We start from the raw sequence: 13,368 nt of genomic DNA, 5'->3' as shown, positions 1-13,368 counted from the left end.
GTCGGCATCTGGCATCGGCTGGGCCGCATGGCTGTGGCGAGACCCGGCGCATCGCGGGCGCCGGCCGTGGTGACAACAGGCGGCAGCCGAAATCCATTCCGGAGGGAAGATCGAACCGTCCTATCCGCGTCGGGGGTGCTGGGCCTTGCGAAGCGGTACCAGACGGCCATGGGCAGTCCGCAGGCCGCGCCACAGCTCCTCGAGATAGGGCAGCAGCTCGAACAGCAGCGCCGCGGTCAGCACGACAGCGATATAGGCCACCGGCAGCGGCTCCTGTTTCCAGGTCAGGTCGAAGCGCGCCGGCTCCGGCCCCAGCCCGAACAGCGCCAGGACCTGCGGCCAGTGCAGGACGGCGACGAAGGCGGTCGCCATCAGCGGCAGCATCTCGAGGAAGCTGTGGACATGCTGCTCGAAGGGCGTCACCTCGCGCCGTGTGACGGCGTAGCCGACATCCCACAGCGCGGTCGCCTCATGCGCCAGGAAGGCCACGATCATCAGGGCGATGACCAGGGCATTGATCTCGAGGAACAGCGCGGCCAGCAGGGACACGGCCACCTCGGCGAACATCAGCAGGTGGATCAGGGATTCCTTCGCCCCTGTCGTCGCCTCGATGCTCGTGGCGCGATGGCACAACCAGTCGGCGAGGCCGGCGACGAACCACAGCGGCAGGATGAAGTACAGCAGGACCGCCAGCAATGGGTCCGTCATCCCTGCCTCCCGCGTCGCCGGCTGCGGTTCAGTGGCGCACGAACTTGTTGAAGCGGCTCACATGGCCGTCGGCGGTGCGGTCCTGGTACAGGAAGGTCAGCTTGGCCTCGTCGAACTTCTCGAAGAACTCGTCCCAGGAGATCTCTTCGAGCGCCTCTTCGCGCTTCTGGCCGTCGCCGACGAAGTCGAAGCGGAGGATGCCGGCCTCGTCGCCGCCGCGCGCCGTGCCGCGCACGGTGGCGGGAACGGCCTTGCGCTCCTCGGCCCAGCGCCGGATCGTGTCGTGATCCCGGGTCTCGTGGGCCTCGCTCTGGCCGCTGTGATGCTGTGTGGCCATGGGGAAAACCTCCATGCGTGTCGCGTCCTACCAGCGGCAATGGGGCCGGCCGGACGCCGGTTCCGGACGGGCTCAGAAGAACACGGCCCTGCCGGTGTCCGGGGCGATCTCGCCCGGCGCGGCGTCGATCAGCAGGCGTCCCTGCTGCTCGGTGCCGGCGCGCAGGCCGGTCAGGATGACCTCGACCGCGCCCCTGCCGTCCAGCAGGTCCTGGTCCCAATGCATCCAGGCGGTCTCGACCGCCTCGACCCCGGCGGGGAAGGCGAGCGCCAGCAGCGCCTCCCGGTGCCGGGACATCGCGCTGACCAGATCCTCGCCCTGGATCGCCACGGGCGGGCCGGACGGGTTGGTGACGAGCCAGGTCTGCATCGATCGCTCCTTTCTGCTGGCCGCTAGGGTTCCGCATCCGCCGCCGGCAGCGCCTTCAGGTCCTGCTCGGACAGGTCGGTCGCGACCTCGCGGCCGGCGGCGTCCGCCAGCCGCAGCTTGTCGCTCGGGATCTTCACCTGCTTGAGCGACAGGCCGAGGATCTGGTCGACGCCGACCACGACGTAGCGGATGGCGCCGCCCTGCCGGTCGAAGGCGAAATCCGTGATCGTGCCGATGCCGCGCCCCGCGGTGTCGGTCACCTTGGCGCCGATCAGGCTGGTGCCCAGCATCCCGGGCGGAGGATGGGAGACCTGTCCCTGCGGGGTCGAGGACGGAAAGCCGGGCGCGACCGGCTGCGGCTGGGCCGACGCCGCCGAGGCGAGGCAGATGACAACGGAGCAGGCCATGCCGGCCGTGCGGAGGAGGTGCGTCATGCCTGTCTCCGCCTCAGAGCATCGGCCGGCCGCCCGTGACCGCCAGCACCGCGCCGGTGATGTAGCTCGCCTCCGGCGAGGCCAGCAGCACATAGGCCGGCGCCAGCTCGGCCGGCTGCGCTGGCCGCCCCAGCGGCGTGTTCGCGCCGAAATTCTCCACCTTCTGCTCCGGCATGGTCGACGGGATCAGCGGCGTCCAGACCGGCCCCGGGGCGACGCAGTTCACGCGAATGCCCTTGTCAGCCAGCAGCTGCGCCAGCCCGGCGGTGAAGTTGGCGATGGCGCCCTTGGTGGTGGCATAGGGCAGCAGCGAGGGCGACGGGTCCTTGGCGTTGATCGAGGACGTGTTGACGATGGCGCTGCCCGGCTTCAGGTGCGGCACCGCGGCCTTGGACAGGTAGAACTGGCTGTGGATGTTGGTCCGGAACGTCTTGTCCCATTCCTCGGCGCTGATCTGATCGAGGCCCTCGAAGGTCATCTGATAGGCGGCGTTGTTGACCAGGATGTCGATGCCGCCGAGGTCCCGGACCGCCCGTTCCACCAGCGCCCGGCAATGTGCCTCGTCGGCCACGTCCCCGGCCATCGCGATCGCGCGGCGCCCGGCCTGCTCCACCCAGCGCACGGTCTCGCGGGCGTCCTCATGCTCGTCGAGATAGGAGACCAGGACATCGGCGCCCTCGCGGGCGAAGGCGATGGCGACGGCGCGGCCGATGCCGGAATCGCCGCCCGTGATCAGCGCGACCTTGCCCTCCAGCCGGCCGCTGCCCCGGTAGCTGTGCTCGCCGTGGTCGGGCTCCGGCCTCATCTGCCCGGTCAGCCCGGGCGGTTCCTGCTGCTGCTTCGGCAAAGGCGGGGTCGGATGGGAGGCGTTCGGATCTGCCATCGTGGTCTCCACCTCGAACGGCTGTGTCCAATGTCCTCCGGTCAACGGGATGGAAGGGGCCGCGGTTCCGGCGCCGGCCCCTGTCCGTGGCAAGCGTCAGGCCGCGCCGCCCCACTTCGAATCCGGCACCACCACCAGCTTGCCGACGAAGCCCTTGGCCATGAAGTCGGCCTGGGCGCGGTGGAAGTCGGACAGGCGGTAGACGCCGCCGACCAGCGGCTTCAGCTTGCCCTCCTCGATGTACCGCACCAGCCGCCGGAAGGCGCCGCGCGTGCCCTGGGACGAGCCGTGCAGCTCCAGGTGCTTCAGATACATCGTCCGCAGGTCCAGCTGCACCACCGGCCCGGCGATGGCGCCGGCGGTGGTGTAGCGACCCTCCGGCCGCAGGATGCGCAGCAGGTCGTTGAACATCGCCCCGCCGACCAGGTCGGCGACGACGTCGATCGGCCGCCCCTTCGTCGCCCGTTCCACCGCCGAGACCAGGTCGCCGGCGTCGCGGGTGACCACCGCCTCGGCGCCGGCGGCCAGCACCGCCTCCTCCTTGCCGCGGCCGACCACGGCATAGGGGATGGCGCCGCGGGCGCGGCACAGCTGGACGATGCCGGAGCCGACACCGCCCGAGGCGCCGGTGACCAGCACGCGCTCGCCCGCCGCCACCCGGGCGCGGTCCAGCATGTGCTCGCCGGTCAGGTAGGCGCAGCAGAAGGTGGCCAGCTCGACATCGCTCATCGGCGTGTCGACGCGATGGGCATGGTCCGCCGGCAGCGCCATGTACTCGGCATAGCCGCCGTCGCGGCCATGGCCCATGTAGTCGATGTCGGCCAGGCTGTCGTCGTCGCGGTTGTAGATGCTGAAGTCGACCATCACCCGCTCGCCGATCCGCGCCGCAGGCACGCCAGCGCCGACGGCGACGATGCGGCCGACCGTGTCGGTGCCCTGGATGCGCGGGAAGGTCAGGGTCGACCGGTCGCCGCGGCCGCGCCAGCTCGACACCGCCTCCGGGTCCGCCTCGGTGCCGTAGGCGCCCTCGCGGACCCAGACATCGGTGTTATTCATGCCGCAGGCGGTGACCTCGATCAGCACCTCGCCGGCGGCCGGCTTCGGCACCGGCACGTCGTCGCGATAGACCAGCTTGTCGGGCCCGCCATGGCCGGTCAGGACCACGGCGCGCATGGTGGCGGGGATGGTTTCGGCGATCATCGCGTCGGCCCCTTTCACAGCTCGGCCGCCACGGACTCGACCGCGCCGGCCACGGCCTTGACCACGATGTCGGCCTCGTCGCGGGTCAGGCACAGCGGCGGGGCGAAGCCCAGGATGTCGCCCTGCGGCAGGGCGCGGGAGATCACGCCGCGGGCCAGCGTCGCCGCGTAGATCCGCGGCCCGACCTTCAGCGCCGGGTCGAAGAACACCCGGTCGTCCTTGTCGGCCACGAACTCCACCGCCGCCGCCAGCCCCTCGCCGCGCACCTCGCCGACGATGCGGTGGCCGGCCAGCGCGTCGGTCAGCGCCTGCTTGAAATAGGCGCCGGTCTCGCGCGCGTTCTCGACCAGCCCCAGGCTGTCGATCAGCTCGAGATTGGCGATCGCCGCGGCGGTGCACAGCGGGTGCGAGGAATAGGTCCAGCCATGGCCGATGGCGCCGAGCGCGTCGGACCCCTTCTCCAGGATCTTCCACACCTTCTCCGACACGATCACGCCGGACAGGGGGGCATAGGCCGAGGTCAGGCCCTTGGCGATGGTGATCAGGTCCGGCTTGATGCCGTAGTGGTCCGATCCGAACATCGACCCCAGCCGGCCGAAACCGGTGATCACCTCGTCGGCGACCAGCAGCACGTCGTACCTGGCCAGGACGGCCTGGATCTTCTCCCAGTAGCCGGCCGGCGGCGGCACCAGCCCGCCGGTGCCCAGGATCGGCTCGCCGATGAAGGCGGCCACCGTCTCCGGCCCCTCGGCCAGGATCAGCTCCTCCAGCTTGTCGGCGCAGGCTTGGGAGAACTGCTCCTCGCTCAGCGACCGGTCCTCGCGGCGGTAGTAGTACGGCGCCTCGGTGTGCAGCACCTGGGCCAGCGGCAGGTCGAAGGCCTTGTGGAACAGCTCGAGCCCGGTGAGGCTGCCGGTCATCAGGCCGGAGCCGTGATAGCCGCGCCAGCGCGAGATGATCTTCTTCTTCTCCGGCCGGCCGAGGATGTTGTTGATGTACCAGACCAGCTTGATGTTGGTCTCGTTGGCGTCGGAGCCGCCGAGGCCGAAGAACACCCGCGACATGCCGGCCGGCGCCCGGTCGATGATCATCTTGGCCAGGCGGATCGACGGCTCGCTGCCGTGCCCGACATAGGCGTGGTAATAGGCCAGCTCATGCGCCTGGGCGGCGATCGCGTCGGCGATCTCGCGCCGGCCGTAGCCGACATTGACGCAGTACAGGCCGGCGAAGGCGTCCAGGCTGCGCTTGCCGTCGCGGTCGGTGATGTAGACGCCCTCGCCGCTGGTGATGATCCGGTTCGGCGTCTCGCCCCGGGCATGGGCCGCCATGTGGGTCGACGGGTGGAAGAAGTGGTCGCGATCCCAGGCGTCGAGTTCGTTGCCGCGAAGGGCCATCGGAAGTCTCCTTGAAAAATGGGGGCGGGGCTCAGGCCGCGTCGAGGCAGAGGTACTTCAGCTCGGTGAAGGCCTCGATGCCGTGGCGCGAGCCTTCGCGGCCGAGGCCGGACTGCTTCGTGCCGCCGAACGGGATCGGGGCGCCGGTGATCTTCACCCGGTTGACCGCGACCATGCCGTAGTCGAGGGCGCGGCCGAGGCGCAGCACGCGGCCGGCATCGCGGGTGACGACATAGGCGACCAAGCCGTATTCGGTGTCGTTGGCGCGGGCGACCACCTCGTCCTCGCCGTCGAAGGGGGTGACGGCGGCGACCGGGGCGAAGGTCTCCTCGCGCATGATCGCGGCGTCGTCCGGCACGTCGGCCAGAACGGTCGGGGCGAAGAACAGCGGTCCGGCCGGATGGGCCTCGCCGCCGGCCAGGCAGCGGGCGCCGCGCGAGACGGCATCGCGGACGTGTTCCGCCGCCTTGGCCACGGCGCGGTCGTGCATCAGCGGCCCGATCTCGGTCTCCGGCTCCAGGCCGTTGCCGACCCTGAGCGCCGCCACCCGCCGCGCGAAGGCCTCGCAGAAGGCGGCGTAGACCGGCCGCTCGACATAGATCCGGTTGGCGGCCAGGCAGTCCTGGCCGGAGGTGGCGAACTTGGCGTCGATCGCGATCGACACGGCGCGGTCCAGATCGGCGTCGGCGAAGACGATCAGCGGGGCGTGGCCGCCGAGCTCGAGCTGCAGCCGCTTGATCGTCGGGGCGCAGCGCTCGGCGATCAGCCGGCCGATCTCGGTCGACCCGGTGAAGCTGACCGCCCGCACCCGCTTGTCGGCGCAGATCCGGCCGACGATCGGCTCCGGGTCGCCGGTGACGATGTTCAGCACCCCGGCCGGGATGCCGGCGCGTTCCGCCAGCTCGGCCAGGGCCAGGGCCGACAGCGGGGTCTGCGACGAGGGATGCGCCACCACGGTGCAGCCGGCGGCCAGGGCGGCCGCGGCCTTGCGGGTCAGCATGGCGCAGGGGAAGTTCCAGGGCGTGGCGACGCCGACGACGCCCAGCGGCTCGCGCCGCACCATCATCTCGGCGCCCGGCAGGTGGCTGGTGACGGATTCGACGTTCAGGCGCTTGGCCTCCTCGGCGAACCACTCGACGAAGCCGGCGCCGTAGTCGATCTCGCCACGCGATTCCGCCAGCGGCTTGCCCTGCTCCAGCGTCATCAGCAGGGCCAGGTCCTCCTTGGCGGCCCGGATCCGGTCGAACCAGTTGCGCAGCTTCGCCGCCCGCTCCTGCGGCAGCAGCGCCCGCCAGGCCGGGAAGGCGGCCTCGGCGGCGGCGATGGCGCGATCCGCCTCGGCCGCGCCCAGCCGCGCCACCCGGGCGACGGTGACGCCGGTGGCAGGGTCGTCGACCTCGAACACCGCGCCGTTGGCGGCGGCGGTCCAGCGGCCGTCGATATAGGCCAGCTCGCGCAGCAGCCGGCGGTCGGTCAGGCGGCCGAGCGCGTCGTGCTGGCTGGGCCGGGTGGCGAGGGCGGTCATGGGCTGAGCCTCCGTCAAGGGCGAGGCCGCCAGGGTAGGGGGAGAGCGGGAGAGAAGGAGACTGTTCGGGCCGGGGTCGGGAGACCAAGTCTCTCGCGCAGGCGGGATGGGGGAGAGAGTTTCTCCTCAGCGAGACCGAGCCGCCCCCTCACCCGAAATCGCTGAGCGATTTCGACCTCTCCCCGGGGGAGAGGTGAAGTGGGCATGGCTCTGAAAACCCTCTCCTTGGGGAGAGGGAGGGGCCCGCCGCGTTGGCGGCGGGAGGGTGAGGGGGAGAGCCGGCGTCTACGTCCCGTCCGCCAGCACCTCGACCGGCACCGTCGCGTCGTCCTTCACGGTGCGGGTGACGATGTAGGTGAAGTAGCGGTCGATGCCGATCTCGTCCTCCAGCAGCCGGTCGATCAGCCGCTGATAGCCGTCGATGTCGCGCGCCACCACCTTCAGCAGATAGTCGATGCCGCCGCCCAGCGACCAGCAGGCCACCACCTCCGGCACTGCCTTCACCGCCCGCTCGAACCGGTCGAAATCGGCCTGGCGGTGGGCGCCCAAGGTGATCTCGACGAACACCATGGCGAAGGGCGCGATGCGGCGAAGCGCCAGCCGGGCGTGGTAGCCGGCGACCACGCCTTCGCGCTCCAGCCGGTGCAGCCGGGTCCAGCACGGCGTCGGCGACAGCCCGACCTTCTCGGCCAGGGCCAGCTTGGTGATGCGCCCGTCGCGCTGGATCTCGGCCAGGATGCGCAGGTCGATCGGGTCGAGCTTGACGGAGGACATGCTTCCGACCATGCCGGTGCGCAATTCGGGTTGTCAATTGAACTGATTGTGGATCACAGTCCAATCATGACAATCTGGCAGCCCGACCCCGCCGCCCTGCGGCGGCCCGCCTATCTCTCCCTGGCCGACCAGATCGCACGGGCGATCTCGGACGGGCGCCTGCAATCCGGGGAACGGCTGCCGACGCACCGGGCGATGGCCGAGACGCTGGACCTGTCGGTGCAGACCGTCAGCCGCGCATATGAGGAGCTGATCCGCCGCGGCCTGATCTCCGGCGAGACCGGGCGCGGCACCTTCATCCGCCCGCCGCAGCGCGAGCCCGCGCCGCCCTATATCCCCGAGCGCCTGAGCGAGGTCATCGACCTCTCGATCCTGAAGCCGGTGGTGTGCGAGACCCGGCACATCGACGCGATGAAGGCGGCGCTGCACGCCCTGGCCGACGACCTGCCGCATTCCGCCGTGCTGTCCTTCCGCCCGAACATGCTGTTCGCCCGGCACCGCCGGGTGGCGCAGGCCTGGCTGCGCGAGCATTGCGGGGTCGAGGCCACGCCCGGCACCATCCACCTGACCAACGGCGCCACCTCCGGCATGACCATCGCCCTGATGGCCGCGGCCCCGCCGGGATCGACCGTGGTGACCGAGGCGGTCGGCCACCACACGCTGGTGCCGCTGGCGGCCTATCTCGGCCTCAGGCTGCGCGGCGTGGCGATCGACGCCGAGGGCGTGATCCCCGAGGCGCTGGACGAGGCCTGCCGCGAGGGCGACGTGCGCGCGCTCTTCGTCATGCCGAACCCGATCAACGCCACTGCTAGCCTGATGGGCGCGGCGCGGCGGGCGGAGATCGTGGAGGTGGCGCGCCGCCACGGGCTGCAGATCATCGAGAACGACGTGCTGGCGCCGCTGCTGACCGACCGGCTGCCGCCGTTGGCCGCCCTGGCGCCGGAGCGCACGCTCTACGTCACCACCTTCACCAAATGCGTGATGCCGGGGCTGCGCGCGGGCTATCTGGTGGTGCCGGACCGGCTGTGCCCGTCGGTGGCCAACCGCAGCCTGGTCACCAGCTGGATGGCGACCGGGTTGGTGGCGGAGCTGGCCGCGCGCTGGGTCGAGAACGGCACGGCGGCGGAGCTGGTGCACTGGCAGAACGCGGCGATCCGCGGCCGCCAGGCGATCGCGGCGGATCTCCTGGCCGGCATCCCGCACAAGGCGCATCCGGAGGGGCTGCATGTCTGGCTGCCGCTGGGCGAAGGACGGTCGGAGGAGGAGTTCGTGTCGCATGCGCGGCTGCAGGGCGTGGCGATTGCGCCCGGCGCCTCCTTTGCCATCGGGGGCGCCGCCGAGGGCGGCATGGACCGGCCGCCGGCGGTGCGCATCTCGGTCGGCTCGACCACGCCCGAGCAGCTGCGCGACGGACTCAAGATCGTCGTCAACCTGCTGCAGGGCGAGCCGGAGCCGGTGCTGCTGGCGATGTAAAAACAGGCAAGCCGGCGCCTAACGGATCATCACGTCCAGCCAAATTGTACTGATTTGTTTTTCCGTTTGACATGATTTTGTCTCCCTTCCATCGTTGGCGCCAACAGAGGCCCGTCGCCAGCAGGGAGAGCGACTTGGCAAATTCCGCATCCGATCCGTGCATCAGCGTCGAGGGCGTGACCAAGCGCTTCGGGCCGCTGACCGTCCTCAACGACCTGACCTTCACCGTGAAGCCGGGCGAGAAGCTGGCCCTGATCGGGCCGTCCGGCTCCGGCAAGACCACGATCCTGCGCATCCTGATGACGCTGGAGGAGATCAACGGCGGCATCATCCGCATCGAGGGCGAGCCGCTGTTCCACATGCCGCGCAACGGCGGGCTGGTGCCGGCGGACGAGCGCCACCTGCACAGGATGCGCGCCAAGATCGGCATGGTGTTCCAGCTGTTCAACCTGTTCCCGCACAAATGCGTGCTGGACAACGTCACGCTGGCCCCGATCCTGACCAACGGCGTCGACCGCAAGACCGCCGAGGCCCGGGCGATGGAGCTGCTGGAGCTGGTCGGCATGGCGGAGAAGGCCAAGGCGATGCCGGCGCAGCTGTCCGGCGGCCAGAAGCAGCGCGTGGCGATCGCCCGCGCTTTGGCGCTGAAGCCGAAGATCATGCTGTTCGACGAGGTCACCTCGGCGCTCGACCCCGAGCTGGTCGAGGAGGTGCTGAACGTCATGCGCCGCCTGGCCGCCGAGACCGATATGACCATGCTGCTGGTCACCCACGAGATGAGCTTCGCCCACGACTTCGCCGACCGGGTCCTGTTCTTCGACCGCGGCCGGATCGTCGAGGAGGGACCGCCGGACGAGATCTTCCGGCACCCGCGCGAGGAGCGGACCCAGACCTTCCTCAAGAAGATCATCGCCGCCGGCCACCGGGTCTGACCCGGGCCGCGCGGCCGCACCACAAACACGGGAACAGAGAGGCAGAGATGAACAACCGATTTTGCGCGAGTCTGATCCTGGCCGCCGTATCGGCCGTGGCCCTGGCGCAGCCGGCCGCGGCCGACACGCTGGACAACCTGAAGGAGCAGGGCTTCGCCCGCATCGCCATCGCCAACGAGCCGCCCTTCACCGCCGTGGCGGCGGACGGCAAGGTCTCCGGCGCCGGGCCGGACGTGGCGCGCGAGGTGTTCAAGCGCATGGGGATCCCCGACGTCGTCGCCTCGATCTCGGAATACGGCGCCATGATCCCCGGGCTGCAGGCGCGCCGCTTCGACGCGGTCACCGCCGGCCTGTTCATGAAGCCGGAGCGCTGCCGCGCCGTGGCCTATTCCCAGCCGATCCTGTGCGACGGCGAGGCCTTCGCGGTGAAGAAGGGCAACCCGTCGAACTTCCAGAGCTATGCCGACATCGCCGCCAATGCCGACGCCAAGATCGGCGCGCCGGGCGGCGGCACCGAGGAGCGGCTGGCGCTGGAGGCCGGGGTGCCGCGCGACCGGGTGATCGTGGTGCCGGACGGGCAGAGCGGCATCAAGATGCTGCAGGACGGCCGCATCGACGTCTACTCGCTGCCGATCCTGTCGATCCAGGACCTGCTGAAGAAGGCGAACGACCCGAACATCGAGATGGTCGGCCCGGTGAAGAACGCGCCGCTCTATTGCGACGGCGCCGCCTTCCGCAAGCAGGACACGGCGCTGCGCGACGCCTTCGACAAGGAGCTGGCGGCGCTGAAGCAGTCCGGCGAGTTCGCCAAGATCGTCGAGCCCTACGGCTTCTCGGCCAAGGCCGCGATCGAAGCCAACCGCGACCAGCTCTGCGGCAGCACGAACTAACCGCGGCGGAAGGAGAGGCCGGTGCCAACCCCCTCACCCGAAATCGCTGTCGCGATTTCGACCTCTCCCCGGGGGAGAGGTGATCCGTGCTCTCGCCGCGAGAGCGCTGCCTTCCCTCTCCTTGGGGAGAGGGAGGGACCCGCCGCTTGCGGCGGGAGGGTGAGGGGGCGGCACCGGCCTCACCATAGGGACACGATGCCACGACGAGCCGCCGCATGAGCCAGTGGGAAGGCTATCTCGGGCTGATCCTGCAGGGCGCCTGGGTGACGATCGAGTTGACCGTGCTGGGCTGCGCGCTGGCGCTGGTGGTCGCCTTCCTGGCCGGGCTGGGGCGGCTGTCGTCCAGTTTCGTGCTGCGCACCATCGCCACCTGCTATGTCGAGTTCTTCCGCGGCACCTCGATCTTCGTGCAGCTGTTCTGGATCTATTTCGTGCTGCCGCTGGCCGGTTTCGAGTTGAGCCCGCTGCTGGCCGGCGTGCTGGCCCTCGGCCTCAATGTCGGGGCCTATGGGGCCGAGGTGGTGCGCGGCGCCGTGCAGTCGATCGGGCGCGAGCAGCGCGAGGCCTGCGTGGCGCTGAACCTGACCCGGCGGCAGAGCCTGTGGCACGTCATCCTGCCCCAGGCCTTCGTGCTGATGCTGCCGACCTTCGGCAACAACGCCATCGAGCTCTTGAAGGCCACCGCCGTGGTGTCGCTGATCTCGCTGGCGGACCTGACCTTCCAGGCCCAGATCGTGCGGGCCCAGACCGGCAGCACCGCCTTCCCGTTCCTCACCATCCTGGTGATCTATTTCGCGCTGGCGATGCTGATCTCGGCCGGGGTGCGGGCGCTGGAGCGGCGCCTGACCCGCGGCCTCGACGGCGTGCGGAGCTGAGCCATGGATTGGGACTGGGCTTTCGTCGCCGAGATCCTTCCGACCCTGATCGAGGGCGTGAAGATCACCATCCTGGCCACCATCCTGGGCTATGCCCTGGCGGTGGTGCTGGGGCTCGGCCTCGCCCTGCTGCGCCGGACGCGCCAGCGCTGGCTGGCGCGCACCGTGGGCTTCCTGATCGAGTTCATCCGCGGCACGCCGCTGCTCGTGCAGCTGTACTTCCTGTTCTACATCATGCCGGATCTCGGGCTGACGCTGTCGCCGCTGACCGCGGGGGTAATCGGCCTCGGCCTGCACTATGCGACCTACACGGCGGAGGTGTACCGCGCCGGCATCGACAACACCCCGCGCGGCCAGTGGGAGGCGGCGAAGGCCTGCAACCTGACCGCGGGGCAGAGCTGGCGCCACGTGATCCTGCCGCAGGCGGTCCCGCCGATGCTGCCGGCCCTGGCCAACTACTTCATCGCCATGTTCAAGGAGACGCCGCTGCTCTCCGCCATCACGGTCTTGGAGCTGATGAACCAGGCCCGCAGCGTCGCCAACTTCAACTATCGCTACCTGGAGCCGATGACCCTCGTCGGCGCCTTCTTCCTCGTCATCAGCCTGATCGCCGTGATCGGCCTCCGCTTCCTGGAGCGCCGCTTCCGGCCGCTGCGCTGACCCCGGAGCTCCTCATGGTTGAGATCGAACGGTCCGCCCTGCCGCTCGGCTTCGACGACCGTCCGCTGGCGAAGCGGGTCGGCCTCGTCATCCTGGCGACCGACCACACCACCGAACCGGATTTCCGCCGCATGGTCGCGAGCGACCGGGTCGGCGTCTACGTCGCCCGTATCGCCTATGCCAACCCGACGACGCCGGAGAACCTGCGCCGGATGCAGCCGCGCCTCAGCGAGGGCGCCGGTCTGATCCTGCCGGAAGAGGATCTCGACCTCGTCTGCTACTCCTGCACCTCGGCCTCGGTGGTGATGGGCGACGACGCGATCGAGGAGGCGATCCGCGAGGCCAAGCCGGGCGTCACCGTGGTGACCCCGCCGCTGGCCGCGCGCCGCGCCCTCGATGCGCTCGGCGCCCGCCGGATCGCGGTGCTGACCCCCTATACGATCGAGACCAGCCGGCCGATGGCCGGGTACTTCGCCGATCACGGTTACGACATCGCCCGCTTCACCTGCCTCGGCCTCGACGACGACCGCGAGATGGCGCGGATCAGCCCGGTCTCGATCGTGGCGGCGGCCGAGGCGGCGATGGCGCCGGAGGCCGAGGCGCTGTTCATCTCCTGCACCGCGCTCCGCGCCGCCGGGGTGGCGGCGGAGATCGAGCGCCGGATCGGCAGGCCGGTCGTGTCCAGCAATCTCGCCACCGCCTGGATGGCCTTGCGGCTGTGCGGCGACGACCGTCCCCGGCCGGAGCTCGGCCGGCTGATGGCGCTGTGAGGGCGGGGAGATGATCCGGCATGTGAACATGCTGAATGGGCGGCTTGGAACCCGTTGGGGCGGTGTCGCCCCCTCACCCGAAATCGCTGCGCGATTTCGACCTCTCCCCAAGGAGAGGTATTCGGCGGCCAGCGCTCCATTCCC

Annotated in this window: 15 protein-coding genes; 6 read left to right on the top strand and 9 right to left on the bottom strand. The window is 70.2% G+C overall.

Features of this window, described 5'->3' with window-relative positions; translation table 11 throughout:
- Positions 1-120 precede the first annotated feature (120 nt).
- From LG391_RS20595 to LG391_RS20555, 9 genes are all read right to left on the bottom strand, one after another.
- Complete coding sequence (locus LG391_RS20595) at positions 121-708, bottom strand: hypothetical protein (protein WP_225769922.1); 588 nt, start codon at positions 706-708, stop codon at positions 121-123.
- 28 nt (positions 709-736) lie between these two features.
- Complete coding sequence (locus LG391_RS20590; protein WP_225769921.1) at positions 737-1,045, bottom strand: hypothetical protein; 309 nt, start codon at positions 1,043-1,045, stop codon at positions 737-739.
- A 72-nt stretch (positions 1,046-1,117) separates the two neighbouring features.
- Positions 1,118-1,414 carry a hypothetical protein gene (locus LG391_RS20585; RefSeq protein ID WP_225769920.1) on the bottom strand — a complete coding sequence of 99 codons (297 nt, stop codon included), beginning with the start codon at positions 1,412-1,414 and terminating at the stop codon, positions 1,118-1,120.
- Positions 1,415-1,437: 23 nt separating this feature from the next.
- Complete coding sequence (locus tag LG391_RS20580) at positions 1,438-1,848, bottom strand: PRC-barrel domain-containing protein (RefSeq protein ID WP_225769919.1); 411 nt, start codon at positions 1,846-1,848, stop codon at positions 1,438-1,440.
- A gap of 13 nt (positions 1,849-1,861) precedes the next feature.
- Positions 1,862-2,731: an SDR family oxidoreductase gene (locus LG391_RS20575; RefSeq protein WP_225769918.1), complete on the bottom strand. Its 870-nt coding sequence runs from the start codon at positions 2,729-2,731 to the stop codon at positions 1,862-1,864.
- A 96-nt stretch (positions 2,732-2,827) separates the two neighbouring features.
- Positions 2,828-3,931 carry an alcohol dehydrogenase family protein gene (locus tag LG391_RS20570; RefSeq protein ID WP_225769917.1) on the bottom strand — a complete coding sequence of 368 codons (1,104 nt, stop codon included), beginning with the start codon at positions 3,929-3,931 and terminating at the stop codon, positions 2,828-2,830.
- Between the two features lie 14 nt (positions 3,932-3,945).
- Positions 3,946-5,325: an aspartate aminotransferase family protein gene (locus LG391_RS20565; protein WP_225769916.1), complete on the bottom strand. Its 1,380-nt coding sequence runs from the start codon at positions 5,323-5,325 to the stop codon at positions 3,946-3,948.
- A 31-nt stretch (positions 5,326-5,356) separates the two neighbouring features.
- A complete protein-coding gene (locus LG391_RS20560; RefSeq protein WP_225769915.1) occupies positions 5,357-6,850 on the bottom strand; it encodes an NAD-dependent succinate-semialdehyde dehydrogenase in 1,494 nt (497 codons plus the stop codon).
- A 285-nt stretch (positions 6,851-7,135) separates the two neighbouring features.
- Positions 7,136-7,624 carry an Lrp/AsnC family transcriptional regulator gene (locus tag LG391_RS20555; RefSeq protein WP_225769914.1) on the bottom strand — a complete coding sequence of 163 codons (489 nt, stop codon included), beginning with the start codon at positions 7,622-7,624 and terminating at the stop codon, positions 7,136-7,138.
- Between the two features lie 66 nt (positions 7,625-7,690).
- Between LG391_RS20555 and LG391_RS20550 the strand changes: the two genes are divergently transcribed.
- The 6 genes from LG391_RS20550 (at position 7,691) to eutA (ending at position 13,224) form a co-directional block, all read left to right on the top strand.
- A complete protein-coding gene (locus LG391_RS20550) occupies positions 7,691-9,097 on the top strand; it encodes a PLP-dependent aminotransferase family protein (protein WP_225769913.1) in 1,407 nt (468 codons plus the stop codon).
- A gap of 134 nt (positions 9,098-9,231) precedes the next feature.
- Entirely contained in the window at positions 9,232-10,029 is a 798-nt protein-coding gene (gene ehuA / locus LG391_RS20545; protein ID WP_225769912.1) for an ectoine/hydroxyectoine ABC transporter ATP-binding protein EhuA, read from the top strand.
- Between the two features lie 47 nt (positions 10,030-10,076).
- Entirely contained in the window at positions 10,077-10,919 is an 843-nt protein-coding gene (gene ehuB / locus LG391_RS20540; protein WP_225769911.1) for an ectoine/hydroxyectoine ABC transporter substrate-binding protein EhuB, read from the top strand.
- A gap of 215 nt (positions 10,920-11,134) precedes the next feature.
- The gene (gene ehuC / locus LG391_RS20535) at positions 11,135-11,794 is read left to right on the top strand and encodes an ectoine/hydroxyectoine ABC transporter permease subunit EhuC (RefSeq protein WP_225769910.1); all 660 of its coding nucleotides are present in this window, start codon (positions 11,135-11,137) and stop codon (positions 11,792-11,794) included.
- Positions 11,795-11,797: 3 nt separating this feature from the next.
- Positions 11,798-12,454 carry an ectoine/hydroxyectoine ABC transporter permease subunit EhuD gene (gene ehuD / locus LG391_RS20530; RefSeq protein WP_225769909.1) on the top strand — a complete coding sequence of 219 codons (657 nt, stop codon included), beginning with the start codon at positions 11,798-11,800 and terminating at the stop codon, positions 12,452-12,454.
- Between the two features lie 14 nt (positions 12,455-12,468).
- The gene (eutA, locus tag LG391_RS20525) at positions 12,469-13,224 is read left to right on the top strand and encodes an ectoine utilization protein EutA (RefSeq protein WP_225769908.1); all 756 of its coding nucleotides are present in this window, start codon (positions 12,469-12,471) and stop codon (positions 13,222-13,224) included.
- Positions 13,225-13,368 lie beyond the last annotated feature (144 nt).

Source organism: Inquilinus sp. Marseille-Q2685 (assembly GCF_916619195.1).
In the GTDB taxonomy this organism is placed as follows: domain Bacteria; phylum Pseudomonadota; class Alphaproteobacteria; order DSM-16000; family Inquilinaceae; genus Inquilinus.
The sequence above is the reverse complement of the archived record's forward strand: the minus strand, read 5'-3'. Positions and strand labels throughout refer to the sequence as shown.